Here is a 26,462-nt window from a genome sequence, read left to right on the forward strand (position 1 = left end):
CGCGTGGGGACTGTCCCGCCGCGGGGCCTGACGACTTCCGCCGGCGACGGACCACCTCAGGCGTTCGCCACAACCCACACCGTCGTGTCCCGCGGGACGCGACCACCGGTCAGGTCCCCGCTGGCGAGGACGAGCTGCCCCGCAGGCAGGTCGACCGGTTCCCCGCCGACGTTCATCAGGCAGGTCCAGCCGCCGGGGCGGGTGAACGCGACGACGTGCGGAGGTGTCTCGATCCACGTCAGTTCCTCGGCGCCCTGCAACCGGCGGCGTTCGGCGAGTGCCTTCCGGTAGAACTCCAGCGTGGACCCCGCCACCCCGTCCTGCTGGTCGGCGGCGACGTCGGCGAACCAGGACGGTTGCGGCAGGTGCGCCCCACCGGGGCCGAACCCGTACGAGGGTCCGGCCGCGGTCCAGGGCAGCGGGACGCGGCAGCCGTCGCGGCCCTTCTGCTCCCCGCCGGAGCGCAGCCACGTGGGGTCCTGCAGGTCGGCCGCGGGGAGGTCGGCGACCTCGGCCAGCCCGAGTTCCTCACCCTGGTAGAGGTAGGTGCTGCCGGGCAGGGCGAGGATGAACGCCGTCGCCGCGCGCGCCCGGCGCAGCCCGCCGGCGGTGTCGGGTTCGGGGTCCTTGCCGGCCGACAGGAGCCAGGCGTTCTGGTCGGCGCCGGCGGGCAGCGCGTAGCGGCTGGCGTGCCGGACGACGTCGTGGTTGGACAGGACCCACGTCGAGGAGCTGCCCGCCTCGCGGGCGAAGGCGAGGTTCTCGGTGACGACGGTGCGGAACGCGTCAGCGTCGAAGTCCGCCAGCAGGAGGTCGAAGTTGAACGCCTGGCCCAGCCCCTCGGGGGAGGCGTAGCGGGCGCGGCGGTGCGCCGGGACCCACGCCTCGGCCACCGCGGTGCGCGGCGGGTCGTACTCGTCGAACAGCGTGCGCCACTCGACGTACACGTCGTGCACCTCGTCGCGGTCGAAGAAGCGGTGCGCCCCGTCGACGAGGTCGGCGAGCTCGGCCTGGCTGGGCAGGGGTTCGGTGAGGTCCTTGGCCAGGGAGTTCGCGACGTCGATGCGGAACCCGTCGACGCCGCGGTCGGCCCAGAACCGCAGGGTCTGCAGGTGGTCCTCGCGCACGTCGGGGTGGTTCCAGTTCCAGTCCGGCTGCTCGGGGGCGAACAGGTGCAGGTACCACTCGCCGTCGCCGACGGGTTCCCACACCGACCCGCCGAACATCGCGGTCCAGTCGCTCGGCGGCAGTTCACCGTCGGCACCGCGGCCGCGGCGGAACACGTACCGCTCGCGCTCGGGCGACCCCGGCCCGGCGGCCAGGGCCCGCTGGAACCAGACGTGCCGGTTCGAGGAGTGGTTGGGGACGATGTCGACGACGAGCTTGATGCCCGCGGCGTGCAGGGCCTCGACCATGACGTCGAACTGCTCCAGCGTCCCGATCCTCGGGTCGACGTCGCGGTGGTCGTCGACGTCGTAGCCGCCGTCGGCCAGGGCCGAGGGGTAGAAGGGGCTGAGCCAGACGGCGTCGACGCCGAGGGCCGCCAGGTGCGGGACGCGGGAGGTGAGGCCGGGCAGGTCCCCGATCCCGTCGCCGCCCGAGTCGGCGAAGCTGCGCGGGTAGACCTGGTAGACGACGGCCTGGCGCCACCAGTCCTGGGGCTGGGTCAACGGGAGCTCCGGTGGTCGTGGGGGTGGAGGGCTAGATTCAGGCCCTGAATCAAGTGTGCCGAGCGGACGTGGGAGGGTCAAGGGGTGACGAGCGGTTCTCCGGTGGGTCCGTCGGTGACGCGGCGGCTGCGGGACGACAACGCCCTCGCCGTCCTGCACCACGTCTGGGACCTGCCCGAGGTCGCGGACGGCGTGACGGGGACCGACCTCATGGCCGCGACCGGCCTGTCGCGGGCGACCGTGCACGACGTCTGCGGTGAGCTCATCGACCGCGGCTGGCTGCACGAGCTGGCCAACGGCCGCGCCGCGGACGGCTACGTCAAGGGCCGGCCGGCACGCCGCTACGCCTTCGACGCCCTCGCCGGGACGGTCGTCGGCGTCGACGCCGGGCAGCACCGGATCGCCGCGCGCGTCGCGGACCTGCGGGGCCGCGCGCTGGCCGACGTCGCCGTCACGGTCGACCACGACCCGGGCCGCGTGCCGGTGGCCGACCGGGTCGCCGACGTCGTGCGGACGGTCGAGGAGGCCTGGGAGCGGGCCGGCGCGCCACGGGTGCTGGCGGCGGCGGTGGGGGTCCCCGCGCCGGTCGGCCCCTCGGGCACCACCGAGTTCAGCGGGAACCCCTACTGGGAGTTCGTCAACCCCGATCTGGCCGGTGAGCTCGCCCGCGCCAGGGGGTGGCGCGTCCTGGCCGACAACGACGCCAACCTCGCGGCGCTGGCCGAGAGCCGGCGCGGCGGTGGGGGCGGTGCCCGGCACCAGGTGACGCTGCTGGCCGGGGAGCGCATCGGCGCCGGGGTCGTGGAGGACGGCCGGTTGCTGCGCGGAGCCCGCGGCGGGGTGGGGGAGATGCGCTACCTCGACCTGGTCGAGGGGGTCGGGTCCTCCGACGGGTTCGGCAAGGTGCTGCGCGATCTGGCCCGTGCCGCCGGCGGGTCCGGGGCGGCCGAGGACGTCGTCGCGGCCGCCGGCGCCGGGGAGGAGTCGGCGGTGGCGTCGCTGGACACCGCCGCCGAACGGCTCACCCGGGTCGTCGTGACGCTCGTCAGCCTGTTCGACCCCGACCGGGTCGTCCTGGCCGGGGGCGTCGCGGACGCCGCCGGTCTCGTCGAGCGCGTCGAAGCGGGGCTGCCGCGGTTCCTGGGCCCGCCGCGCCCGCCCGTCGTGGCCTCGACCCTGGGCCGCGACGTCGTCGTGCTCGGCGCGCTGCGCCGCGCGCTGGACGAGGTGCGGGCCGACGCCCTGGCCCTCTCACCCGGGCGCGGCTGACGTCCTCAGAACGAGTGCTCCTCGCCCGGGAACGAGCCGTCGCGGACGTCGGCGGCGTACGTCCTCGCCGCCTCGGCCAGCGTCGTGCGGACGTCGGCGAACTTCCTGACGAACCGGCCGGTGCGCTCGGACAGGCCCGCGAAGTCCTGCCACACGAGGACCTGCGCGTCGCACCCCGCTCCCGCCCCGATGCCCACGGTGGGGATCGCCAGCGTCGACGTCACCTGCCGGGCCACGTCGGCCGGGACCATCTCCAGCACCACGGCGAAGGCCCCGGCCTCCGCGACGGCCTTGGCGTCCGCCAGCACCTGGGCGGCGGCGTCGCCGCGGCCCTGGACGCGGTACCCGCCCAGGGCGTGCTCGGCCTGCGGGGTGAACCCGACGTGGGCCATGACGGGGATGCCGGCCTCCACCACGGCCCGCACGCGGGAGGCGCGCGCGAGGCCGCCCTCGAGCTTCACGGCGTGCGCCCCGCCCTCCTTCATGAGCCGGACCGCCGAGTGCACCGCCTGCTCGTCGGAGGCCTCGTAGGAACCGAACACCAGGTCGGCCACGACGAGGGCGTGCGGCGCGCCCGCGACGACCGCGCGGACCAGCGGCACCATCAGGTCCAGCGTGACCGGCAGCGTCGAGGGCATGCCGTACACCGTGTTCGCCGCGGAGTCCCCGACCAGCAGCGCCGGGATGCCCGCCTCGTCGAACACCGCCGCCGTCATCGCGTCGTAGCTGGTGAGCATCGCCCACCGCTCGCCCGCGTCCTTCCACTGCTGCAGGTGGTGCACCCGGGTGCGCCGGCGGTGCGCGGGCCCGGGCGTGGGCTGCTCGGTCGCGTACGCCACCTCAGCCCTCCGTCGCGGGCGCGTCGGTCTTGACGTCGACGGGCGGGGTGAGGGACCCCGACGCCTGCGGTTCGCGCCAGCGGTTCGTGATGGGCAGGCGCCGGTCCCGGCCGAACGCCTTGAAGGAGATCTTCGGCCCCGGCGCGAACTGCCGGCGCTTCCACTCCGCGCGGTCCACCAGGGTCACGACGGAGTCGACGAGAGCCCCGTCGAAACCCGCCGCCAGCATGTCGGCGCGGCCCCGGTCGCCCTCGACGTAGTCCTCCAGGATCGCGTCGAGCACCTCGTACGGCGGCAGGGAGTCCTGGTCGGTCTGGTCCGGGCGCAGCTCGGCCGACGGGGGTTTACTGATGGTGTTCTCCGGGATCGGCGGCTGCTCCCCGCGCCGCGCGGCCTCGGCGTTGCGCCAGCGGGACAGGTCCCACACCAGCGTCTTCGGCACGTCCTTCAGCGGCGCGTACCCGCCGACGGAGTCGCCGTACAGCGTCGAGTACCCCACCGCCAGCTCGCTCTTGTTGCTCGTGGCCAGGGTGAGGTGGCCCTCCTGGTTGGCCAGGCCCATGAGCGTCGTCCCGCGCACGCGGGCCTGCAGGTTCTCCTCGGCCACGCCGTGCAGCGGGACGGTCGCCAGGAACGCGTCGACCATCGGGGCGATGGCGTACTGCCGGTACTCGAAACCGCAGCGGGTCGCCAGGTCCTGCGCGTCGTCGCGGGAGTGCTGGCTGGAGTAGCCCGAGGGCAGGGAGATGCCGACGACGTTCTCGGCGCCGATTGCGTCGCAGGCCAGGCTCGCGACGAGCGCGGAGTCGATGCCGCCGGAGACGGCGATGACGACCGAACGGAACCCGTTCTTGCGCACGTAGTCCCGCAGGCCCAGCACGATCGCGGCGTGGACGTCGGCGACGTCGGGCAGGGGTTCGTGGACCTCGCTGACGCGCGGCGTGAACGCCGGGACCGGTTCCTCGCTGACGGTGACGCGCTGCACACCCTCCTCCCAGCCCGGGGTCTGCGCGGCGGGCAGGTCGAGGTCGGTGACGACGAGGGCCTCGCGGAACTGCGGCCCGCGCGAGAGGACCGTGCCGTCGGCGGCCACGACGAGGGAGTCGCCGTCGAAGACCAGCTCGTCCTGCCCGCCCACGGCGTTGACGTAGGCGATGGGGCAGCCGGCCTCCGCGGCGCGGCGGGCCACGAGGTCGAGGCGGACGTCGTCCTTGTTGCGCTCGTAGGGGGAGCCGTTGATGACGGCGAGCAACCCGGCCCCGGCCTCGTCGGCGGTCTGCACGGGCCCGCCGTCCTGCCACAGGTCCTCGCAGATCGCGACGGCCACGTCGATGCCGCGCACCCGCGCCACCAGCAGGTCGTCACCGGGGGTGAAGATGCGGTGCTCGTCGAAGACGCCGTAGTTCGGCAGGTGGTGCTTGGCGTAGCGCCCCAGGACCCGGCCGCCGTGCAGGACCGCCGCGCAGTTCTGCGGCCGCCCCCGCTCCTCGTGCTGGTCGACGTACCCCACGACGACCGTGACGTCACCGTGGCCGTCGTCGGCGATCTCCGCGGCCAGCCGCCCCACCGCCTGCTGCGAGGCCGTCACGAACGAGCGGCGCAGGGCCAGGTCCTCCACCGGGTACCCCGTCACCGCGGTCTCGGGGAACAGCACCAGGTGCGCCCCGTCCGCCGCGGCCCTCGCCGTCCACTCCCGGATCGCCGCGACGTTCCCGTCGAGGTCGCCGACGGTCGTGTCGATCTGGGCCATGGCCACGCGCAGCTGGGGCATGGGGCCAGCGTAGTGAGCCGTGGCGGGGGTGGCCGGGGCGGTGCTGGCGGGCGTCGTGGCGGGGACACCCATCGGTGTCACCACGGGTCTCGGGCGTGGAGTGAGGTGTCGGTGTCCTGTCGACGTCGCTGGGGCGACTGCGTCGGAACACCCACCAGATGTCCCATCGTGTTCCCCAGGGCGAGGTGCTCTGGTCGAACCGGTACCCACAGCCCACGCGCGCACCGTGTCCTCCACAGCTGCGACCGCTGCTGCAGCGCCGACGCCGAGCGCCGACGAGGCTCCGTCCGTGCCGACGATCCCCGACCACCTGCTCGCCACCGCCCGTGAGCAGCAGAACCTGCTGACCCGGGCGCAGCTGTACGGCGCCGGGGTGACCAGCGCCCAGATCCGCTGGGCCCTCGGCCGGCACTGGCGGGGTGTGCACCCGGACGTCTTCCTCCTGGCGACGGGCCGGATCGACCCGGCGCAGCGTCTCGTGGCCGCAGCTCTCTTCGCCGGCGCGGGAGCCCAGATCGGGTCGAGCACCGCGGCTCGCTACTTCGGCCTGACGTCCGTCCCGGACGACGGGGTGGCGCGCCTCTTCGTGCCGTGGGGCGCGAAGTCCCGCGAACGTCCCGGAGTCTCGGTGCGCCGGACGCGTCGTCCCGACCCGCGGCCGTGGTCGAGGGGACCCCTGGCGTTCACCTCCCCCGCGCGCACCGTGGTGGACGCGGCGCGGCAGCTGCGCGGGGACGCCGTGCGCGCGGTGGTCTTCGAGGCGGTGCAGCGCCGGATGGTGACGGTGGAGCAGCTGGCGGCGGAGGTCGAGGCAGGGGCGATCCGGGGGAGCGCGGCGGTGCGGGCGGCGGTCCTGGAGGTCTCGGGTGGGGCGTGGTCGCTGCCCGAGAGCGAGTTCGCCGACTGCCTCGCCGGGAGCCGGGTCCTGCCCGAGGTGCTGCTCAACCCGGTGCTGACGACCCTGGACGGGTCGGTCCTGCCCAGTCCCGACGGGTACCTGGAGGAGGTCGGGCTCGCGCTGCAGGTGCATTCGCGCCGGCACCACCTCTTCGAGGACGACTGGGAGTCCACCCTCCGCACGGACACGGCGCTCGGTGCCGTGGGCGTCCCGCTCATGGCCTTCTCCCCGCGCACGCTGCGGACCGAGTCGGCCCGCGTCCTGGCTGCCGTCGAGCGCGCCTACCTGGGCCTGCGCGGCCGGCCGCGACCGCCCGTCGTCGCTCGGGCGCGGCGGCTGGTGTGAGCGCCCACGGAGTCGTGGAGTGAGGTGTGGGTGCCCCCTCGTGGTCGTCCCGGTGACGTCGACGGGACACCGGTGCCTCACCCCACGACCGACGGCTGTGGTGACACCGATGGGTGTCCCGCCCGCGCGCAGGGCGGGGACGGGGGTGCGGCGGGGCGGGGGTGGTGATGCGCGATGATGACCGGGATGGCCGCCGGGCCCGGCGGACGGATCGAGCGGAAGGGTGGCCATGGACCGCCAGCAGGAGTTCGTGCTGCGGACGCTGGAGGAGCGGGACATCCGCTTCGTCCGGCTCTGGTTCACCGACGTCATCGGGACGTTGAAGTCGGTGGCGATCGCCCCCGCCGAGCTCGAGGGGGCCTTCGGGGAGGGCATCGGCTTCGACGGGTCGGCCATCGAGGGCCTGTCCCGCGTGTCGGAGTCGGACATGCTGCTCCAGCCCGAGCCGTCGACGTTCCAGGTGCTGCCGTGGCGCACCACCGACGAGCACCAGGGCACCGCGCGCATCTTCTGCGACATCCTCACCCCCGACGGGCAGCCGGCGCGCTCGGACCCGCGGTTCGTCCTCAAGCGTGCGCTCGACAAGGCCGCGCAGGCGGGCTACACGTTCTACACGCACCCCGAGATCGAGTTCTACCTCTTCAAGGGCCCGCTGGAACGGGGGGCGACGCCCGAACCGGTCGACTACGTCGGCTACTTCGACAACCACCCCGGCAGCACGACGACGGACTTCCGCCGCACGGCCATCTCCACGCTGGAGAGCATGGGCATCTCGGTGGAGTTCAGCCACCACGAGGGCGGGCCGGGGCAGAACGAGATCGACCTGCGCTACGCCGACGCCCTGACGACCGCGGACAACATCATGACGTTCCGCACGGTCCTCAAGGAGGTCGCGCGCGACCAGGGCGTCTACGCCAGCTTCATGCCCAAACCCCTGGCCGGGGAACCGGGGTCGGGCATGCACACCCATCTGTCGCTGTTCGACGGGGACGCCAACGCGTTCTACGAGGCGGGCGCGGAGTACCAGCTGTCCCGCACCGGACGGCAGTTCATCGCCGGGATCCTGCGGCACGCCGCGGAGATCACCGCGGTGACCAACCAGTTCGTGAACTCCTACAAGCGGCTGTGGGCCGGTGGCGAGGCGCCCAGCTACATCTGCTGGGGCCACAACAACCGTTCCGCGCTCGTGCGGGTGCCGATGTACAAGCCGTCCAAGGGGCAGTCGGTGCGCATCGAGTACCGCGCGCTGGACTCCGCGGCCAACCCCTACCTCGCGTTCGCCCTGCTGCTGTCGGCGGGGATGAAGGGCATCGAGGAGGGCTACGACCTGCCCGACGGCGCCGAGGACGACGTCTGGTCGCTCACCGACGCCGAACGCCGCTCGATGGGCATCGAACCGCTGCCGCAGAGCCTGGAGCACGCCACGGCCGTCATGGAGAGGTCCGAACTGGTCGCCGAGACCCTCGGCGAGGGGGTGTTCGACTACTTCCTGCGCAACAAGCGCCAGGAGTGGGCCGACTACCGCGCCCAGGTGACGCCGTTCGAGCTCCAGCGGTACCTGCCGCTGCTGTGACGGGCACGGGTCCGGGCGGGCACGCGGGCAGGGAGGTCGTGAGGTGGTCGTGAGCGATCGGGGACGTCGGTCCAGCGCCCTGGCGCACCTGGTCCGGGTCGGGTTCGCCGACCCGGAGCGGTCGCTGAAGCTGCTGCGCGACCCTGCCCTGCACGGGGTGGTCCGGGCCGAGGGGGACGGGGCGTTCTCCGACGGCACGGCCGGGCTCGTGGGCGCCCTGGGCCGCACGGCCGACCCCGACCAGGCGCTGCTGGGTCTGGTCCGCTGGGCCGAGTCCCTCACCACGGGCCTGGACCGGGACTCCGCGCCGGAGGAGGTGGAGGGGGTCGCCGCCGCGCTGAACCTGCTGCGCGGCGGGGACGCCCCCGAGGTCGTCGGCACCCTGGCCCGGCTGCTCGGCGTCCTGGCCGGGTCGATGGCCCTGGCCGACCACCTCGTCCGCCACCCGCGGCACTGGACCGTGCTGGCCTCGGCCGTCCCGCCGGACCCCGACGAGCTGCGCGCCGAACTGCTCACCGCGGTCGGCGCCGACCCGCAGGACCCCGAACCGGTCGCCACCGGGGGCCGGTCCGGGCGCACCCCGGTCGACGCGCTGCGGGTCGCCTACCGCCGCCGCCTGACCGGGCTCGCCGGCCGGGACCTCGCCGCCCCCGACCCCCTCGCGGTGCTGGACCTGACCGCCGCCGAACTGGCCGACCTGGCCGCGGCCGCGCTCGAGGCGGCGCTGGCGGTCGCGCGGTCGGAACTGCCCGACCACGACCCGGCGACCGGGCCGGGGTCCTGGCGCGCGTGCCGCCTGGCCGTCATCGGCATGGGCAAGACGGGCGGACGGGAACTGAACTACCTGTCCGACGTCGACGTCGTCTACGTCGTCGAACCCGCCGAGGGGGCCGCCGAGGACGACGCGCTCGCCGTCGGCGCCAAGCTCGCCGGTGCGCTGCAACGCATCTGCTCGGCCCCCACGGGTGAGGGCGCGTTGTGGGAGGTCGACGCGGCGCTGCGCCCGGAGGGCAAGGCCGGCCCGCTCGTGCGGACCCTGGCCAGCCACCTGGAGTACTACCGCCGCTGGGCCAAGACGTGGGAGTTCCAGGCGCTGCTGAAGGCCCGGCCCGTCGCGGGCGACCCCCGGCTCGGCTGGGACTACCTCACCTCCATCGCGCCCATGGTGTGGGAGGCCAGCGCCCGGGAGGGTTTCGTCGGTGAGGTGCAGGCCATGCGCCGGCGGGTGGAGTCGCTCATCCCGTCCAAGGAGGCCGACCGCCAGCTCAAGCTCGGCGTCGGCGGTCTGCGCGACGTCGAGTTCAGCATCCAGCTCCTGCAGATGGTCCACGGCCGCAGCGACGAACGGCTGCGGCGCAGCGCGAACACCCTGGAGGCGCTGGACTCCCTCGCGGCCTACGGGTACGTCGGCCGCAGCGACGCCGGCGAGCTCGACCGCGACTACCGGTTGCTGCGCTCCCTGGAGCACCGCATCCAGGTCCACCGGATGCGCCGCACCCACGTGCTGCCGACCTCGGAGAACGACCTGCGCCGCCTCGGCCGGTCCCTGGGCCTGCGCCAGGACCCGGTCAGCGCGCTGGACGAGGTGTGGCGCGGCACCCGGCGCGACGTGCGCCGCCTGCACGAGAAGCTGTTCTACCGCCCGCTGCTGACGGCCGTCGCCAAGCTGCCCGCCGCCGACGCGCGCATCGACGCGCAGCTGTCGGCCGAGGCCGCCCGGGAACGGCTCGCCGCCCTCGGCTACCGCGACCCCGCGGGTGCGCTGCGCCACCTGGAGGCCCTGACGGGCGGGGTCAGCCGCCGCGCCAGCATCCAGCGCACGCTGCTGCCGGTCATGCTCGGCTGGTTCGCCGACGGGGCCGACCCCGATGCGGGGCTGCTCGCCTTCCGCCAGGTCTCCGAGGCGCTGGCCGGCACCCAGTGGTACCTGACGATGCTGCGCGACGCCGGCGCCGCCGCGGAGCGGCTGGCCTCGGTCCTGTCCGCGGCGCGGATGCCGACCGAACTGCTCATGCGCTCACCGGAGGCCGTGTCCGTCTTCGCCGACGACGAGCGGCTGGCGCCGGAGGACGTCGACGAGGTCCTTGCCGACGCCGCCGCGGCCGCCGCCCGCCGCGAGGACCTGGCCGCGGCCGTGCTGGCCGTGCGCGGGGTGCGCCGCCGCGAGCAGTTCCGGACCGTCGTGGCCGACCTCGTCGGCGTGCGGGACCTGGCCGGGGTGGGCCGCGCGCTCGCCGACGCCGACCAGGCCGTCCTCGACGTCACGCTGCGCCGTGTCGTGGCCGACGCCGAGCGCCGGGCCGGGGCGCCCCTGCCCACGCGGGTGCTCGTCGTGGGCATGGGCCGCCTGGGGGCGGGGGAGACCGGGTACGGCAGCGACGCCGACGTCCTGTTCGTCCACGACCCGCTGCCCGGGGCCGACGAGACGCACGCCCAGAAGGCCGCCACCGAGGTCGTCTCCGAGCTGCGCCGACAGCTCGGCGCGGCGGGGCCGGAACCGGCGCTGGAGGTCGACGCGGACCTGCGCCCGGAGGGCCGCAACGGCCCGCTGGTGCGCTCGCTGGCCAGCTACCGCGCGTACTACGAGCGGTGGTCGCTGTCGTGGGAGGCCCAGGCCCTCCTGCGGGCCCGTCCCGTCGCCGGCGACGCCGACCTCGGTGAGCGGTTCCTCGCCCTGATCGACCCGTTGCGCTGGCCCGCCGGTGGTCTGGCCGAGGCCGACCTGCGCGAGGTGCGGCGCATCAAGGCCCGCGTGGAGGCCGAACGGCTGCCGCGCGGGGCCGACCCGGCCCGTCACCTCAAGCTGGGGCGCGGGGCGATCTCGGACGTGGAGTGGACGGCGCAACTCCTGCAGCTCCAGCACGCCGCCGAGCACGAGGGGCTGCGCTCGCTGTCCACCCCGGGGGTCCTGCGCGCCGCCGCCGCCGCGGGGCTGCTGGCCGAGGAGGACGCCCAGACGCTGCTCACCGCCTGGGACCTGGCCTCCCGGGCCCGCAACGCCGTCGCACTGTGGCGGGGCAAGTCCGGGGACTCCCTGCCCACCCAGGCCCGCGACCTGGACGGGGTGGCGCGCATGTTCGGCTTCGAACCCGGCAGCTCGCGGGAGTTCGAGGAGTTGTACCTGCGCACCACCCGCCGCTGCCGGGCCGTCGTCGAACGCGTCTTCTACGGCCGCACCGAGGAGTAGACGCGCGGGTCAGGCCCGCAGCAGGGGGACGACGTCGGCGGTGAACTGCGTGAGGAACCGCGACTGGTCGTGGCCCGGGGCGTGGAAGACGAGGTGGGTGAACCCCGCGTCGACGTACTCCTGCACGGCCTTCGCGACCTGTTCGGGGTCGGAGGCGACGATCCACCGCTTCGCGACCTGCTCGATGGGCAGCTCGTCGGCCAGGCGGGCCATCTCCACGGGGTCGTGGACCTGGGACTTCTGCTCGGCCGACAACGACAGCGGCGCCCAGAACCGGGTGTTCTCCAGCGCGGCCGCCGGGTCCTCGTCGAAGGAGAGCTTGATCTCGATGGTCTTGTCGATCTGCTGCTCGGTGCGCCCCGACGCCTCCAGGCCCTCGCGCAGGGCGGGCAGCAGCGTCTGGGAGTACAGGTCCATGCCCTTGCCGGAGGTGCAGATGTACCCGTCCCCGGCCCGGCCGGCGTACTTCGTCACCCCCGGGCCGCCGGCGGCGACGTAGATCGGCACGGGCTGCTCGGGACGGTCGTAGACCGTCGCGTCGTGCAGGCGGTAGTACTCGCCCTCGAACGTCACCCGCTCCTCGGCCCACAGCGTCTTGATGAGGCGCACGGCCTCGCGCAGCCGCGCGAACCGTTCGCGGGTCTCGGGGAAGTCCACACCCACGGCCGTCTCGTTCAACGCCTCACCGGTGCCCACCCCCAGGATGGCCCGGCCCGGGGCCAGGACGCCGAGGGTGGCGAAGGCCTGGGCGATGACGGCGGGGTTGTAGCGCAGGGTGGGGGTCAGGACCGAGGTGCCGAGCTGGACGCGAGAGGTCTTGGCCGCCACCCACGGCAGCCAGGTCAGGGCCGAGGGGGCGTGCCCGTCGACGTGCCGCCAGGGCTGGAAGTGGTCGGAGATCCACACCGAGTCCAGGCCCTGCTCCTCGGCCTGGACGGCGACGTCGGCCAGCTCCCCGGGCGCGAACTGCTCCGCGGACGCCTTGTAGCCCAGCTTCAACGGCTGACCGTGCGTGTCGACGCTCACGACTCCACCTTCCTCGACGGACCCACCACGGGCTGTGGCGCCCAACCTACGTCGCCGTCCCACGGACGGCCGTCCGGGTGGTCCGGACCTCCCTGGGCACTCCGCACCCGGTCCCGGATGTCCGGAACGGGCCCCGCGCGCGGTGGGGGGCCACTAGCGTCCTCCGCGCCCGCCCAGCCGACCCACCGAGGAACCCGTGATCCGTTACCTGCCCGTCGTCGTCGAGCTGGCCCTGCTCGTCTTCTGCCTCGTCGACTGCGTCCAGACCCCGGCAGACCGCGTCCGGAACCTGCCCAAGCTCGTGTGGGTGCTGCTCGTCGTCGTGCTGCCCGTCGTCGGCGGCATCGCCTGGCTCGTGGCGGGGCGGCCGCAGCGCGTGACGCACCGGCCGGAGGTCTGGTACTCGGCCACGCCCGGGTTCCCCGAGCACGAGCGGCCCGCCGGCTGGGCCGGGGCCGAACGCGGCCGGGTCGACCGGCGGGTGGCCGAGGAGCAAGCCCGCGTCGACGCGGAGTTCGACGCCGCCGTGCGCCGGGCCCGTGCGCGCAACGAGACGCCGGGGGAGGCGCCGCGGACCTGAGGTCTTCCCCGCCGGCGGTTCGTGGGGTAGAAGGACGGGACACGTGATCACCGTCCATCGCGTCACCGTCCCCGAGGAGCCCCGTGCGATCCCTGGACCCCGCCGTCGAGGTCGTCGAGTTCACCCCGACGCCCGAGCAGTACGCGTGGACCTTCGGCGGCACGGCGCCCCTCGCGCGCGTCCGCCCCGGCACGGCGCTGAAGCTGTGGAGCGACGACGCGTTCTGCGGCCGCCTGCGGTCGGTGACCGACCTGCCGGGCACCGCCCTGCGGATGCCGTTCGTCAACCCGCAGACGGGTCCGTTCTTCGTCGAGGGGGCCGAACCCGGTGACACGCTCGTCCTGCACGTCGTCGACCTCGAACCGGCCCGGGACTGGGGCGCCTCGGCGCTCATCCCGTTCTTCGGCGGCCTGACCTCCACCGACCGCACCGCGACGCTGCAACCCCCGCTGCCCGAACGCACCTGGATCTACCACCTCGACTCCGCCCGCGGCACCGTCGGTCTCGACCTGCCGCTGGAGTCCGGACACGTCCACCTCGACCTGCCGCTGGAACCCATGCTCGGGACGGTGGGCGTCGCACCGGCGGCCGGTGAGGTCCGCTCGGCCCTCGTCCCGGACGTGTTCGGCGGCAACATGGACACCCCGGAGCTGCGCGCCGGGACGACGGTGTACCTGCGCGTCAACGTCGAGGGTGCGCTGTTCTCCCTCGGGGACGGGCACTTCCGCCAGGGCGAGGGGGAGTCCTGCGGCACCGCCGTGGAGGGGGCGATGAACTCCCTGGTGCTCGTGGACCTGCTGAAGACCCCGGGACCGGCCTGGCCGCGGCTGGAGAGCGACACGCACTGGACGGTCGTCGGGTCGGCCCGGCCGCTGGAGGACGCCTGGCGCGCCGGGCAGGTCGACGCCGTGAGCTGGATCGGCGAGCTCACCGGCCTGGACACCCTCGACGCCTACCAGGTGCTGTCCCAGGTCAGCCAGGTGCCGCTGGCCAACGCCGTCGACGTGAACTACAGCGTCGCCACGAAGGTCCCGAAGCGGCTCGTGCCCGCGGGCCGGCCCGCCTACGACGGGATCCACGACCGGCTCCGCGCCCTGGTGCGCTGAGCCCGGCCGCGAACCGAGGAGAGGAGTTCCCGATGGACCTGCAGCTCGACGGTGCCCGCGTCCTCGTGACCGGGGGGACCCGCGGCATCGGCCGCGCGATCGTCGCGGAGTTCCTCGCCGAGGGCGCCGACGTCGCCACCTGCGCGCGCACGGCCGCCGACGTCGACGCCCTCGTGGCGTCCGCGACGGGGCCCGGGACCCTGCGGGGCAGCGTCGTCGACGTCGCCCGGCGCGAGGACGTGACGGCCTGGGTCGAGGAGGTGGCCGCCGAGCTCGGCGGGATCGACGTCGTCGTCGCGAACGTCAGCGCCATCGCCGCCGCCGACGACCTGGAGTCCTGGCGCCTGTCGATCGACGTCGACCTCATGGGCACCGTCGCCCTCGTCGACGCCGCCCTGCCGCACCTGCGCCGCGCCGGGGCGGGGTCGATCGTGACGATCGGCAGCGTCTCGGGCCGCGAGGTCGACGCGTTCGCCGGGCCCTACGGCACCGTCAAGGCCGCCCTCGTCGCCTACACGCAGGGCCTGGCGCACCAGCTCGCGGCCCAGGGGATCCGCGCGAACACCGTCTCGCCGGGGAACACGTACTTCGAGGGCGGGGTGTGGCAGCTCACCGAGCGCAACGACCCGGAGTTCTTCGCCCAGGCCCTCGCGCTGAACCCGACGGGCCGGATGGCCACCCCCGAGGAGGTCGCCCGGCCGGTGGTGTTCCTGGCCAGCCCCGCGGCCGGCTTCGTCACCGGGACGAACCTCGTGGTCGACGGCGCGCTGACCCGCGGGATCCAGCTCTAGGAGTTCACGAACACCACGTCGCTGATCGCCGTGCGGTCGAACCCGCGGCCGGCCCCCGGCCGGGTCGTGCGGTCGATCGTCAGGCCCACCTCGCTGACCTCGACGGGGGCGACGGTCGTGGTCTGCATCCCGCGGTCCCCGTCGCGCAGGTCCTGCCGCACCCGCACCGGGCCCTCCGCCGTCCGGAACGTCCACGTCACGGCTGTGATGCGCCGGCCCTGCTCGTAGCGGTCCGTGCCGTCGACCGGGTCGACCTTCGCGAACCCGTTGACCAGACCCACCCCGGTGAGCCGGACGGGGCCCTCGAAGGTGAAGACGAGGGTGTCCCCGCTCGCGTCGCCCTCGGCCCGCCACGCCGTGGCGGGGTCCCCGTCGAGCACGTGGGAGACCGCGTAGGTCGTCGTGCGCCCGCCCGCGTCGGTGTTATCCGGTGCCGTGCTCGGCGCGCTGGCCCGGACCGGCACGACGGAACCCGTGGGGAAGGCCGGGGTCGGATCCGGAGCCGTGGGCGTCGGGGCCGCGCTCGCCGTCCCCGGGGTGACGGCGGGGGTGGCGGCGGGAGTGGTGGTGGGGGAGGCGGACACCGCCAGAGCGGGGGCCGGCGTCTGCGCGGCGGCGTCGTCGTCCGGCCGCGTGAGGTACCAGGAGGAGAACCCCACCGCGACCACCGCGAGGGCCGCGACCCCGGCGAGCACGGGACCACCGGCCCGGCGCCGGCGCCCTTGTGCGGCCGGGGGACCGACGACCTCCAGGCGGTCGGCGGACCCGCGCGGCGTCCCGCACGTCCAGCAGAACCGGTCCCCCGCGCGCATCGCGGCGCGGCAGCTGGAGCAGGTGGTGGTCGTCGGCACGTGGCCCCCGTCCTCGGGTCGTGTCGCAGCGCGCGGCGACGTCGCGCCGCCGGCAGGTGCACAAGGTACCCGGCCGCCGGTCCCGGGAGACGACGGAACCCCCGTCCCAGCGGGGACGGGGGTTCCGGGCGACGTGCCGAGCGGTCGGCTCAGATGTCGTAGTAGAGCTCGAACTCGTGCGGGTGCGGACGCAGCCGGATCGGGTCGATCTCGTTGGTGCGCTTGTAGTCGATCCACGTCTCGATGAGGTCGGACGTGAACACGCCGCCCTCGAGGAGGTAGTCGTGGTCGGCTTCGAGCGCGTCGAGCACCGAGCCCAGGTCGTAGGGGACCGTCTTGATGTTCGCGTGCTCCTCGGGCGGGAGCTCGTAGAGGTCCTTGTCGACCGGGTCGGCCGGCTCGATGCGGTTCTTGATGCCGTCCAGGCCGGCCATGAGCTGGGCCGCGAACGCCAGGTACGGGTTCGCCGACGGGTCCGGCACGCGGAACTCGATGCGCTTGGCCTTCGGGGAGCTCCCGGTGATCGGGATGCGGATGCAGGCCGAGCGGTTGCGGGCCGAGTAGACGAGGTTCACGGGGGCCTCGAACCCGGGGACCAGGCGGTGGAAGGAGTTCACCGTCGGGTTCGTGAACGCCAGCAGCGACGGCGCGTGGTGCAGCAGGCCGCCGATGTACCAGCGGGCGAGGTCGGACAGGCCGCCGTAGCCCTTCTCGTCGTAGAAGAGCGGCTCGCCGTCCTTCCACAGCGACTGGTGGCAGTGCATGCCCGAGCCGTTGTCGCCGAACAGCGGCTTGGGCATGAAGGTCACGGTGTGACCGTTGCGCAGCGCCACGTTCTTGATGATGTACTTGAAGAGCAGCAGCTGGTCGCCGGCGTTCTTCAGGGTGTCGAACTTGTAGTTGATCTCGGCCTGGCCGGCGGTGCCCACCTCGTGGTGCGCGCGCTCGACGGACAGCCCGGCCTTCTCCAGCTCCACGACCATCTCGTCGCGCAGGTCGGAGAAGTGGTCGATCGGGGCCACCGGGAAGTACCCGCCCTTGTAGCGGGTCTTGTACCCGAGGTTCCCGCCCTCCTCCTTGCGGCCGGTGTTCCACGCCGCCTCGATGGAGTCGATGTGGTAGTACGACTCGCGCTGGTTCGTCTCGAACCGCACGTCGTCGAAGATGTAGAACTCGGCCTCGGGGCCGAAGAACACGGTGTCGGCGATGCCGGTCGTCTTCAGGTACGCCTCGGCCTTGGCCGCGATGTTGCGCGGGTCGCGGCTGTACGCCTCGTTCGTGAACGGGTCCACGATCGAGTGGTTGATGACGAGGGTCTTCTCCTTGCGGAACGGGTCGATGAAGGCCGACGTCGGGTCCGCGATGAGCTTCATGTCCGACTCGTGGATGGCCTGGAAGCCGCGGATCGAGGACCCGTCGAACATCTGGCCCTCGGACAGGGCGTCGACGTCCACCGTGCTCGCGGGGACGGTGAAGTGCTGCATGACACCGGGCAGGTCGCAGAACCGGATGTCGACGAACTTCACGTCTTCGCGCGCGATGAAGTCGATGACCTCTTGGGCGTTGCTGAACATCCAACCTCCAGGAACGGAACCGGCCCGGGTGTCGAGCCGCCGCGGACGCGCCGACCGTAGAGGCGCGATGTTTCGCACGTGTTACGGCGGCGTTTCCTCAACCTTACCGAGGTGCGCAGGACCGCGACAGGGCCCCTCGCCGGGGACGCGCCGCAGCTGCGAGGAGCGTCGTGGGGCGCCCCGTAGGCTGGGGCGGTGCCCGACCGGACGACGCGCAGGAGCCCCGACCCCGACCCGGTGGACCCACCCGTCCCGCCCCCGGGGGTGCGCCTCGGGCTGCCCGCCACGGGCACCGGCTCGGTCGCCGGCTGGGGCCGGCGCGTCCTGGGCCTGGTCGTGGACTGGATCGTCGCCACCGTCGTCGCCCGGGCCTTCCTCACCGGCCTGGGGCGCGACCTGGGGCCGCTGCTGGTCTTCTTCGTCATGCACCTGCTGCTCGTGTCCACGATCGGGATGAGCATCGGGCACGCCGTCGCCGGGATCGTCGTGCGCCGCCTCGACGGCCGCCCCGTGGGCCTGGCCCTGGGGGCGTTGCGCGCGCTGCTGCTCACCCTGGTCATCCCCGCCGTCGTGTTCGACAGCGACCGGCGGGGCCTGCACGACAAGGTCGCCGCCGTGGTGGTCGTGCGGCGCTGAGCCGCCCGGCGGGCACGGACGCGACGAGGGCCCGGCCCGCCGTGGTGGCGGGGCCGGGCCCTCGTGGTCCTGCGTGGTCCTGCGGGGTCCTGCGGGGTCCTGCGGGGTCCTGCGGGGTCCTGCGGGGTCCTGCGTCGTCTCGCGGCCGGGTTCAGCGACCGCGCATGGCGCGCCGGTCGGGCCGGGCGCGCATCGGGTCGATGCCCTGCGGGACCGGCGGGCGGATGCCGCCGAGGGCCTTGAGGCGCTTCTGCACCGCGGCGACCTCCTGCTTGGTCAGCTGGGGCTTCAGGCGCTGCACGCGCGAGGCCAGCTTGCGCAGCGGGACCTCACCCTCCGAACCGCCGTCCCCGACGGTGAACAGGTGCACGGGGACGTTCGGGGCCACGCGGGCGACCTTGCGGCGCTCGGACTCCAGCAGCTTGCGCACCCGCGGCGGCGGGCCGTCACCGACCAGGACGATGCCCCCGCGCCCCAGCGCCCGGAAGACCATGTCCTGGGTGCGGGCCTCGGCGGCCACCGGTTCCTGCTCGATCGTCCAGCCGCGGCGGATCGAGGACAGGGCCGCGCCCGCGGCACCCTTCTGCCCCTCCAGGTTCACGTACGCGGCGCGCTCGGCGCGACGGCCCAGCACGAACGTGCCGGCCAGGACGCCCAGCAGCAGACCCAGGATCGTGAAGTAGATCGGGTGCCCCACGAGCAGGCCGACGAGGAGGCCCAGCACGATCGGGCCGGCGAAGGCCAGCAGCAGCCACCACCGGGTCGGCGGGTCGACCCGGACGGTCATGTCGTAGACCTGCTTCAGCTGACGGGTCCGCGCCCACCGCTTCTTCTTCGGCTTGGGTGCGGGGCTCGCGCCGCCGTCGCTGGATCCTCGTCGTGCCATGGCGGCAAGGATACGTGCCCCCGCCGGGCCCCGGGTCAGCCGCGGGCGAGCAGGCTGGAGGCCTCCTGGGCGGCCGGGGTGTCGCGGTCCAGGTGCGCCAGGTGCTCGGGGATCGGGACCCCGCGCCGGCGCATCGCCCCGGCCCACAGCCGGCCCGCGCGGTAGGAGGACCGCACGAGCGGACCGGCCATCACCCCGCTGAACCCCATCTCCTCGGCGGCCCGGGAGAACTCCACGAACGTCTCCGGCTTGACCCAGCGCTCCACGGGGTGGTGCCGCGGCGTGGGCCGCAGGTACTGGGTGATCGTGATGATGTCGCAGCCGGCGTCGTGCAGGTCCTGCAGCGCCGACAGCACCTCCTCGTCGGTCTCGCCCATCCCGAGGATGAGGTTCGACTTGGTCACCAGACCCGCCTCGCGGCCGGCGGTGATGACGTCCAGGGAGCGCTGGTAGCGGAACGCCGGCCGGATGCTCTTGAAGATCCGCGGGACCGTCTCGACGTTGTGCGCGAAGACCTCCGGCGCCGCGTCGAAGACCTGCTGCAGCAGCTCGGGGCGGCCGTTGAAGTCCGGGACGAGGATCTCCACGCCCGTGTGCGCCTCGCCGTCGGAGTTCAGCGCGTGGGTCTGCCGGATCGTCTCGGCGTACAGCCACGCCCCGCCGTCGGCGAGGTCGTCGCGGGCGACGCCGGTGATCGTGGCGTAGCGCAGGCCCATCGTGCGGATGCTCTCGGCGACGCGGCGGGGCTCGTCGGTGTCCAGCGGGGACGGCTTGCCCGTGTCGATCTGGCAGAAGTCGCAGCGCCGGGTGCACTCGGAACCGCCGATGAGGAACGTGGCCTCGCGGTCCTCCCAGCACTCGTAGATGTTGGGGCAGCCCGCCTCCTCGCACACCGTGTGCAGGCCGCCGGACTTCACCAGGCCCTTGAGGTCCTTGTACTCCGGACCGGTGCGGGCCGTGGTGCGGATCCACGACGGCTTGCGCTCGATCGGCGTCTCGGCGTTGCGCGCCTCGATGCGCAGCATCCGACGTCCTTCCGGGGCGATCGTCACCGGACCAGCGTACGTCGCGGCCGGCGGGCTGCCGGACGGGGCGCCGGAGAAGGCGCTGGACGGGGCGCCGCGGGCGGGCTCAGGGCGCCGCCGTCCAGCCGCGCTCGTCCACCCCGCCGGGCACGTCGGCGCCCGGGTCGTAGGGGGTGCGGGTCAGCCGGAAGCTCGCCAGGTCCAGGTGCGAGACCGACCCGTCGGCCGCGAGCACCGGCCGCAGCAGCTCACCGCCGTAGTACTCGTCCAGGCCCCGCCAGGCACCCGGCACGCCCTCGGCGCGGACGAAGCGCGACCCGCGGCCCCGCCCGGCCAGCCCGGCCAGCTCCAGACCGTCCTGCGCGCCGACCCGCACCGCGCGCAGGGACAGCGGCGCCGGACCCCAGTACCAGGGCCCCACCAGGGCCAGGACGTCGGCGGGCACGTCCCGGGGCACCCACGCCTGCGGGGTGTGCGGTTCGGCCTCGGCCAGGGTCTGCAGCAGCCGGTGGGCCAGGTCGCCGAACCCGGTCGTGGAGTTCGTCAGGGCCACCACGCCGTCCCCGGTCTCCACGTCCACCCGCAGCATCGCGACGAACCCGGGCATGGACCCCGAGTGCCCCGCGTAGCGGCGCCCGGCCACGTTCCACAGCTGCAGGCCCAGCCCGTAGCCGGCCGCCCAGCCCGCCCCCCGCGCGTCGTCGACGCTCTGCGGGCGCCACATCTCCTCGACCGTGCTGCGGCGCAGCACCTGCGAGCGCCCGGCCACGACGCCGGCCCAGCGCGCCAGGTCCAGCACGGTCGACCAGATCTGCCCCGCGGGGGCCATCGCCCCCGCGTCGTGCTCGGGCTCGGGCAGCACGACGTCGGCCCAGGGGTGCACGGCCAGACCCCGGGCGGCGGGGGAGACGGGACGCATCGTCGTGCGGTCCATGCCCAGCGGCTCGAGGAACTGGGTGCGCACGACGTCGCGCCACGTCCCCTGCCGGACCCGGCCCACCAGCTCGCCCAGCACGCCGAACCCGACGTTGGAGTAGTGGAAGCGCGTGCCGGGGCGGTGCCGCACGGCGCTCTCGCCGAGCAGCGGCACGAGGCTGTCCCAGTCCCCGCCGCTCGTGCGCTCCCACCACGGCCCGTCCGTCTCGGCCTGCACCCCGCCGGCCTGGCCCAGCAGCTGACCGACCGTGACGCGCCCCACCCCGCCGGCCAGCTCGGGCAGGTGGGCGCGCACCGGGTCCTCCAGGCCGACGAGCTCGTCCTCCACCGCGCGCAGCACCGCGGCCGCCACGAACGTCTTGGTGATGGACCCGGTGCGGTACTGCGTGTCCGGACCCGGCCGGCCCGCCCCGCCGGCGCCGCCGTCCAGCCCGGTCGTGCCCGCCCCACCGCTCCAGACCAGCGCCCCGTCGCGCACGAGCCCGGCCACGACCGAGGGCAGCCGGGAGGCCACCTGCTCGGCGGCCAGCAGGTGGTCCAGGCGGCGGTGGGTGCCCGGCAGCAGGGACTGCGGGTTCCCGGACCAGGAGGAGGCGCCGGGGGAGCTGGGGGAGGAGGCCGGGGTCATCCCCCGACCCTGCCAGAGGCCCGGCCGGGGCGGGGGGACAGGATGTCCGCGTGGACCTGCGCATCTTCACCGAGCCCCAGCAGGGGGCCAGCTACGAGACCCTCCGCCGCGTCGCCGTCACCGCCGAGGAGACCGGCTTCTCGGCCTTCTTCCGCTCCGACCACTACCTGACGATGGGCGGCGACGGGCTGCCCGGGCCGACCGACGCGTGGACGACGCTGGCCGGGCTGGCCCGCGACACCAGCACCATCCGCCTGGGCACGCTCGTGTCCTCGGCGACCTTCCGCCCCCCCGGCGTGCTGGCGATCCAGGTCGCCCAGGTCGACGAGATGTCCGGCGGCCGGGTCGAACTGGGCCTGGGCTCGGGCTGGTACGAGGAGGAGCACTCCGCCTACGGCATCCCCTTCCCCCCGGTGGTCGAGCGCTTCGACCGCTTCGAGGAGCAGCTCGCCGTCGTCACCGGCCTGTGGGGCACGCCCGTGGGCCAGACGTTCGACTTCGACGGTCGGCACTACACGCTGACCGGTTCCCCGGCCCTGCCCAAACCCGTCCAGTCGCCCGTCCCGGTCATCGTCGGCGGTGCGGCCAGGAAGCGCGGTGCGGCGCTCGCGGCCCGCCACGCGACCGAGTTCAACGTGCCGTTCTCCTCGACCGCCGACGTCGAGGCGGCGTTCGGGCGGGTCCGCGCTGCCTGCGCGAGCACCGACCGCGACCCGGACGAGCTGACGTACTCGGCCGCGCTCATCGTGTGCTGCGGCCGCGACGAGGCCGAGGTCGAGCGCCGCGCGGCCGCGATCGGGCGGGAGAGCGCCGAGCTGCGGCAGAACGGGCTGGCGGGCACCGTGTCGGAGGTCGTCGAGGCCATCGGGCGGTACCGCGACGTGGGCGTCGAACGCCTCTACCTGCAGGTCATGGACCTCTCGGACCTGGACCACCTGGAACTGGTCGCCGCCGAGGTCGCCCCCCAGCTCTGAGGCCGCGCGGCGGTCACGGACGGTTCCGGCGGGTGGCACTGTCACCCGTGGGGAGAGTTGAACGGGCCCCGATCCCCGGTGCAGGCTCCTGCCAGCCGACACCGCCGGGGTGTCGCCCGCTCCGGGAGCAACCGTGACCGACCGCACGCCGGGGACGACCCCGCTCGTCAGCGTGGGAGTGCCCGTCCACAACGGCCAGGCCTACCTCGAGCAGACGCTCACCGCGCTGCTGGACCAGACCTTCGGCGACTTCGAACTGATCGTCTGCGACAACGCCTCCACCGACCGGACCCCGCGGATCGTCGAGGAGTTCGCCGCGGCCGACCCCCGCGTCCGCCTGGTGCGCAACCCCACGAACATCGGGCTGGCCCGCAACTTCAACCGCGTGTTCCAGCTGTCCCAGGGCCGCTACTTCCGCTGGGCCATGGCCGACGACCTCGTCGACCCCACCAACCTCGCCGACTGCGTCGCGGCCCTGGAGGCCGACCCGGGGGCCGTGCTCGCCGTCCCGTCCTGGGACCTCATCGACGCCCTCGGCGGCCCCGCCCGGGGTGGGACGGAACCGGCGTCCTTCACGTGGGACAGCGTGACCGGCCGCCGCATGCAGCAGTTCATCGACATGATCAACGGCCCCTGCTCGATCGCGGTGCTCGCCTACCTGTCGGGTCTGGTGCGCAGCGAGGCGCTGTGGGCCACCGACCAGCTCGGCAGCTACCCCTCCTCCGACCAGGTCCTGCTCGGGCAGCTGCTCCTGCTGGGCCGCTTCGTGGAGGTGCCGGGACGGTCGCTGCACGTGCGGCTGCACGAGGCCTCCGCCGGGTACGGCATCGGCGCGGGCGACTACGCCGCCGTGCACCGGACGTTCTTCCCCGGCACTGCGCCGCGGAACCTGTTGCGCTGGAGGGCGACCCGCTACCGCAAGATGTGGGACGTGCTGGAACGGGCGTCGACCTCGCGCGCGGAACTGCGGTCCCTGCGCGTGCGCTACGCCCGGTCCTCGGCCCTGGAACTGCTGCCCTGACCGGTCCCGGTCACCCGGGCAGCCCGGCCCCCGGCAGCAGGTCGGTGACGGCCCGCGCGGCGGCGAGGACGTCCACGCGCCGGCCCGCGCGGGCGCTGAGCGACGTCGCGCCCGCGTCGGGCAACCCGCACGGCACGATGTGGGAGAAACCCTGCAGGTCGGTGTCGCAGTTCAGCGCGAACCCGTGCATGGTCACCCCCCGGGCGACCCGGACCCCGATGGCGGCCAGCTTGTTCTCCGCGCGCCAGCCCGCCGCGAGCGGGACGTCGGCCGTCCACACGCCCGTGCGGTCCTCGACCCGGTACCCCGGCACCCCGAACCGGGCCGCGACGGCGATGAGCAGGTCCTCCAGCCGGCGGACGTAGCCGACGACGTCGAGGGGACCGCGCAACCGCAGGACCGGGTACCCCACGAGCTGACCCGGCCCGTGCCAGGTGATCCGCCCGCCGCGGTCGACATCCACGACGGGGGTGCCGTCGTCGGGGCGTTCCCAGGAGTTCGTGCGCCGGCCGGCGGTGTAGACGGGTTCGTGCTCCAGGAGCAGGACCGTGTCCGGGGCCCGGCCGGCGACCACCGCGGCGTGCAGCCGGCGCTGGGCCTCCCACGCCTCGGCGTAGGGCACCCGGCGCTCGCCCAGCCCGTACCGCTCGATGCGCAGCTCCCGGCCCGCGGGGGCGTCGGCGGGGGCGTCGGTGGGGGCGACCGGGGGGTGCGGGTGCGCGGGAGCCTGCCTCACCCCGGCAGCCTACGCCGGGGCCGGGCCCGCTCAGCGGGACAGCAGGCGCGGCTCGAGCCGCGTCTCCCCGACCCCGCCGCCCTCGCGCCGCACCACGTAGGCGCCCTTGCCGGCCACCTCGGTGACGGCCTCGACGAGGTCGGTGCCCGCGTAGACCAGACCGACCCCGTCGTCGCTGCAGTGCGTCTCGGGCAGCACGCCGGAACCGACGAGGTCGTGCACCAGCGGCCGGCGGCGCTCCTCGGAGTCGTAGTGCACGCCGTTGCCGTACGGCAGCAGGCCCACCCCGTCCGTCACCGGACGCAGGTCCGGGCCGAAGGAGTCGGTGGTGCCACCGGTGAACCAGCAGATCGATCCCGCGCTGACCCCGCCGAGCACGACGCCCGCCTCCCAGGCCGCCCGGAACGCCCCGTCCAGGCCGTGCACCCGCCACACGGCCAGCAGGTTCGCGACCGACCCGCCGCCGACCCAGACGACGTCGGACTCCAGCAGGGTGCGGGCCGGGTCCTCCACGCTCGGCATCGGGAACAGGTCCAGGACCGTCGTGCGCAGGCCGGCGCGCTCGCCGGCGGCGTGGACCTCCGCGGCCCACCCCCGCTGGTCGCCGCCGGCCGTCCCCAGGTACGTCAGCCGCGGCGCGCGCCCGGCCGGGACCCGGGCCAGCTGCACGGCCAGGTGCGCCGTGCCCGCCCAGTCCACCCCGCCGAGCCGGCGGCGCGTCCATCCGCCGGACGTGGCGACGATCGTGGGCCGCTCAGCGGGCACGCAGGGCCCCGGTGCGCCCGAAGGTCTTCTGCAGCACCGCGTCGGCCGCGCGCCGCCCCGAGACCAGCGCACCCTGCAGGGAGGCGTTCTCCCGGTGGTCACCGGCCACGAACACGCCGTCACCCACGTCGACGGGCCGGGAACCCTCGAACGGCGGGGCCACCACGGGCAGGGCGTGCGGGATGGAGTGCGCCGCGACGCGCGTCCACTCGGCGGTGTGCGCGCCGTACACGCGGGCCAGCTGCTCGCGCACGCGCCGCTCCACCTCGGCACCGGTGTCCGCCCCGAGCACCTGGGCGCTGACGAGCGCGCGGTGCTCCGAGCCCGGCTGCAGGTAGCTGGGCGCCACCGCCGAGACGACCGCGGAGTTCACGACCGGGCCGGTGCGGTCGCCGTCGAGGTGCAGCAGCTTCGCGCGCGCATCCGGGGCTGGCGAGGAGGGGGCACCGAACCAGAACGTGGACAGGGCGTGGCTGTCCGGCACGTCCAGCGCGGGCACGAGGTGCCCGGCGGTGTGGGCGTCGGTGGCCACGACGATCGCGTCGCAGGTGATGCCCCCACCGGCGGTCTCCACCGCGAGCGAGCGGGGGGCCAACCCGATGTGCCGCACCGTGACCCCCGTCGCCAGCGACCCGGCCGGCAGGCCCGCGGCGAGCTGGTCGGGCACGGCCTGCATGCCACCGGCCGGCACCCCGGGCGTCCCACGCAGGAAGGTGCGCACGAGCAAGTCCACGAAGCGGCGCGACGTCGTCCCGTCCACCTCCCCCAGGACCCCGGCGAGGAAGGGTTCGAGCACCGACCAGCGCAGCTCCCCGTGCACGTCGGCGGCGTCCAGACCGTCCGACCAGCCCGAGTCCGGCTCCTTGAGGTCACCGGCCGAGGTCACCGTGAGCAGCCAGCGCGCGAGCGCCGCCTTCTCCCGGGCCGAGCCCAGCGGGAAGCGCAGCGCCTGCAGGACGGCGGTGGGGTGCCGGCGCGGGTCGCGCAGGGCCGCGACCCGGCCGCCGCGGTGCACGGCCACCCCGGCGTCGAACGTGCGCAGGTCCAGGGCGTCGACGTCGAGGACCTTCTCCACCTCGGGGTAGGCCGGGTTCAGCAGCTGGAAGCCGCGGTCGACGCGGAAGCTCCCGACGGTCTCGGACCGGACGCGGCCGCCGACGGCGTCGGCGGCTTCGACGACCAGGACGTCGACGCCGGCCGCGTGCAGGTGGCGCGCGCAGACGAGGCCGGCCAGGCCCGCGCCCACGACGACCACCTCCGCGGACGTGCGCAGCGCGGTGGGCGGGTGGGCGGTGTCGAGGGAGGTGCCAGCGGTCACGCCCCTGAGCGTATCGACCCTGTGGACAACGAGCGCGGCAGTCCCGCCGCGTGCGCC

The 26,462-nt window shown here is 74.4% G+C and carries 22 protein-coding genes; 10 read left to right on the top strand and 12 right to left on the bottom strand.

Translation table 11 applies throughout. The annotated features are described in order from the left end of the window. Nucleotides 1–56: 56 nt before the first annotated feature. Entirely contained in the window at nucleotides 57–1,670 is a 1,614-nt protein-coding gene (locus AB2L27_RS04240; RefSeq protein ID WP_370440228.1) for a glycoside hydrolase family 13 protein, read from the bottom strand. An 84-nt stretch (nucleotides 1,671–1,754) separates the two neighbouring features. On the opposite strand from AB2L27_RS04240, the gene AB2L27_RS04245 reads away from it, so the two are divergent. Beyond that, complete coding sequence (locus AB2L27_RS04245; protein WP_370440229.1) at nucleotides 1,755–2,939, top strand: ROK family protein; 1,185 nt, start codon at nucleotides 1,755–1,757, stop codon at nucleotides 2,937–2,939. 5 nt (nucleotides 2,940–2,944) lie between these two features. On the opposite strand, the gene panB is transcribed toward AB2L27_RS04245, so the two are convergent. Continuing rightward, nucleotides 2,945–3,778 carry a 3-methyl-2-oxobutanoate hydroxymethyltransferase gene (gene panB, locus AB2L27_RS04250; protein ID WP_370440230.1) on the bottom strand — a complete coding sequence of 278 codons (834 nt, stop codon included), beginning with the start codon at nucleotides 3,776–3,778 and terminating at the stop codon, nucleotides 2,945–2,947. 1 nt (nucleotide 3,779) lies between these two features. Beyond that, nucleotides 3,780–5,549, bottom strand: coding sequence for an NAD+ synthase (locus AB2L27_RS04255; RefSeq protein ID WP_370440231.1), 1,770 nt, complete (start codon nucleotides 5,547–5,549; stop codon nucleotides 3,780–3,782). A gap of 289 nt (nucleotides 5,550–5,838) precedes the next feature. Here AB2L27_RS04255 and AB2L27_RS04260 point away from each other — a divergent pair, with 289 nt between their 5' ends. The 3 genes from AB2L27_RS04260 (at nucleotide 5,839) to AB2L27_RS04270 (ending at nucleotide 11,552) form a co-directional block, all read left to right on the top strand. Then, nucleotides 5,839–6,792, top strand: coding sequence for a hypothetical protein (locus AB2L27_RS04260; protein ID WP_370440232.1), 954 nt, complete (start codon nucleotides 5,839–5,841; stop codon nucleotides 6,790–6,792). 229 nt (nucleotides 6,793–7,021) lie between these two features. Continuing rightward, complete coding sequence (locus tag AB2L27_RS04265; protein WP_370440233.1) at nucleotides 7,022–8,365, top strand: glutamine synthetase family protein; 1,344 nt, start codon at nucleotides 7,022–7,024, stop codon at nucleotides 8,363–8,365. A gap of 49 nt (nucleotides 8,366–8,414) precedes the next feature. After that, nucleotides 8,415–11,552, top strand: coding sequence for a bifunctional [glutamine synthetase] adenylyltransferase/[glutamine synthetase]-adenylyl-L-tyrosine phosphorylase (locus tag AB2L27_RS04270; RefSeq protein WP_370440234.1), 3,138 nt, complete (start codon nucleotides 8,415–8,417; stop codon nucleotides 11,550–11,552). A 9-nt stretch (nucleotides 11,553–11,561) separates the two neighbouring features. Here AB2L27_RS04270 and fgd read toward each other — a convergent pair whose 3' ends face one another. After that, nucleotides 11,562–12,578, bottom strand: a complete 1,017-nt coding sequence (fgd, locus tag AB2L27_RS04275; RefSeq protein ID WP_370440235.1) for a glucose-6-phosphate dehydrogenase (coenzyme-F420) — start codon at nucleotides 12,576–12,578, stop codon at nucleotides 11,562–11,564. Nucleotides 12,579–12,774: 196 nt separating this feature from the next. Here fgd and AB2L27_RS04280 point away from each other — a divergent pair, with 196 nt between their 5' ends. From AB2L27_RS04280 to AB2L27_RS04290, 3 genes are all read left to right on the top strand, one after another. After that, on the top strand, nucleotides 12,775–13,158 hold the full coding sequence (locus AB2L27_RS04280; RefSeq protein ID WP_370440236.1) for a PLDc N-terminal domain-containing protein: 384 nt from the start codon (nucleotides 12,775–12,777) through the stop codon (nucleotides 13,156–13,158). An 83-nt stretch (nucleotides 13,159–13,241) separates the two neighbouring features. Further along, a complete protein-coding gene (locus tag AB2L27_RS04285; protein WP_370440237.1) occupies nucleotides 13,242–14,264 on the top strand; it encodes an acetamidase/formamidase family protein in 1,023 nt (340 codons plus the stop codon). A gap of 32 nt (nucleotides 14,265–14,296) precedes the next feature. Next, the gene (locus AB2L27_RS04290; protein WP_370440238.1) at nucleotides 14,297–15,055 is read left to right on the top strand and encodes an SDR family NAD(P)-dependent oxidoreductase; all 759 of its coding nucleotides are present in this window, start codon (nucleotides 14,297–14,299) and stop codon (nucleotides 15,053–15,055) included. Here AB2L27_RS04290 and AB2L27_RS04295 read toward each other — a convergent pair. Both AB2L27_RS04295 and glnA read right to left on the bottom strand, forming a co-directional pair. Next, nucleotides 15,052–15,906 (bottom strand): NADase-type glycan-binding domain-containing protein, encoded by an 855-nt coding sequence (locus AB2L27_RS04295; RefSeq protein ID WP_370440239.1) that lies wholly within the window; start codon nucleotides 15,904–15,906, stop codon nucleotides 15,052–15,054. The two genes, AB2L27_RS04290 and AB2L27_RS04295, sit on opposite strands and share 4 nt — an antisense overlap. Nucleotides 15,907–16,055: 149 nt before the next feature. After that, nucleotides 16,056–17,480: a type I glutamate--ammonia ligase gene (gene glnA / locus AB2L27_RS04300; protein WP_370440240.1), complete on the bottom strand. Its 1,425-nt coding sequence runs from the start codon at nucleotides 17,478–17,480 to the stop codon at nucleotides 16,056–16,058. A 195-nt stretch (nucleotides 17,481–17,675) separates the two neighbouring features. On the opposite strand from glnA, the gene AB2L27_RS04305 reads away from it, so the two are divergent. Then, entirely contained in the window at nucleotides 17,676–18,116 is a 441-nt protein-coding gene (locus AB2L27_RS04305; RefSeq protein ID WP_370440241.1) for an RDD family protein, read from the top strand. Between the two features lie 151 nt (nucleotides 18,117–18,267). Here AB2L27_RS04305 and AB2L27_RS04310 read toward each other — a convergent pair whose 3' ends face one another. The 3 genes from AB2L27_RS04310 to AB2L27_RS04320 all read right to left on the bottom strand — a co-directional run bounded on the left by AB2L27_RS04310 (nucleotide 18,268) and on the right by AB2L27_RS04320 (nucleotide 21,591). After that, nucleotides 18,268–19,002 carry a DUF4191 domain-containing protein gene (locus tag AB2L27_RS04310; protein ID WP_370440242.1) on the bottom strand — a complete coding sequence of 245 codons (735 nt, stop codon included), beginning with the start codon at nucleotides 19,000–19,002 and terminating at the stop codon, nucleotides 18,268–18,270. A 35-nt stretch (nucleotides 19,003–19,037) separates the two neighbouring features. Next, nucleotides 19,038–20,054 carry a lipoyl synthase gene (gene lipA, locus AB2L27_RS04315; protein WP_370440243.1) on the bottom strand — a complete coding sequence of 339 codons (1,017 nt, stop codon included), beginning with the start codon at nucleotides 20,052–20,054 and terminating at the stop codon, nucleotides 19,038–19,040. A gap of 79 nt (nucleotides 20,055–20,133) precedes the next feature. Beyond that, entirely contained in the window at nucleotides 20,134–21,591 is a 1,458-nt protein-coding gene (locus AB2L27_RS04320) for a serine hydrolase domain-containing protein (RefSeq protein ID WP_370440244.1), read from the bottom strand. A gap of 50 nt (nucleotides 21,592–21,641) precedes the next feature. Between AB2L27_RS04320 and AB2L27_RS04325 the strand changes: the two genes are divergently transcribed. Beyond that, entirely contained in the window at nucleotides 21,642–22,565 is a 924-nt protein-coding gene (locus AB2L27_RS04325) for an LLM class F420-dependent oxidoreductase (protein WP_370440245.1), read from the top strand. 133 nt (nucleotides 22,566–22,698) lie between these two features. Next, on the top strand, nucleotides 22,699–23,586 hold the full coding sequence (locus AB2L27_RS04330) for a glycosyltransferase family 2 protein (RefSeq protein WP_370440246.1): 888 nt from the start codon (nucleotides 22,699–22,701) through the stop codon (nucleotides 23,584–23,586). A gap of 10 nt (nucleotides 23,587–23,596) precedes the next feature. On the opposite strand, the gene lipB is transcribed toward AB2L27_RS04330, so the two are convergent. The 3 genes from lipB to AB2L27_RS04345 form a co-directional block, all read right to left on the bottom strand. Beyond that, entirely contained in the window at nucleotides 23,597–24,244 is a 648-nt protein-coding gene (gene lipB / locus AB2L27_RS04335; RefSeq protein ID WP_370440403.1) for a lipoyl(octanoyl) transferase LipB, read from the bottom strand. A gap of 108 nt (nucleotides 24,245–24,352) precedes the next feature. After that, on the bottom strand, nucleotides 24,353–25,087 hold the full coding sequence (locus tag AB2L27_RS04340) for a Type 1 glutamine amidotransferase-like domain-containing protein (protein WP_370440247.1): 735 nt from the start codon (nucleotides 25,085–25,087) through the stop codon (nucleotides 24,353–24,355). Further along, nucleotides 25,077–26,405 (bottom strand): NAD(P)/FAD-dependent oxidoreductase, encoded by a 1,329-nt coding sequence (locus tag AB2L27_RS04345; protein WP_370440248.1) that lies wholly within the window; start codon nucleotides 26,403–26,405, stop codon nucleotides 25,077–25,079. Before AB2L27_RS04345 ends, AB2L27_RS04340 begins: the two co-directional genes overlap by 11 nt. Between the last annotated feature and the right edge of the window lie 57 nt (nucleotides 26,406–26,462).

The sequence above is a fragment of the Kineococcus halophytocola genome (assembly GCF_041276425.1).
GTDB classification, from domain to species: Bacteria; Actinomycetota; Actinomycetes; order Actinomycetales; family Kineococcaceae; genus Kineococcus; species Kineococcus halophytocola.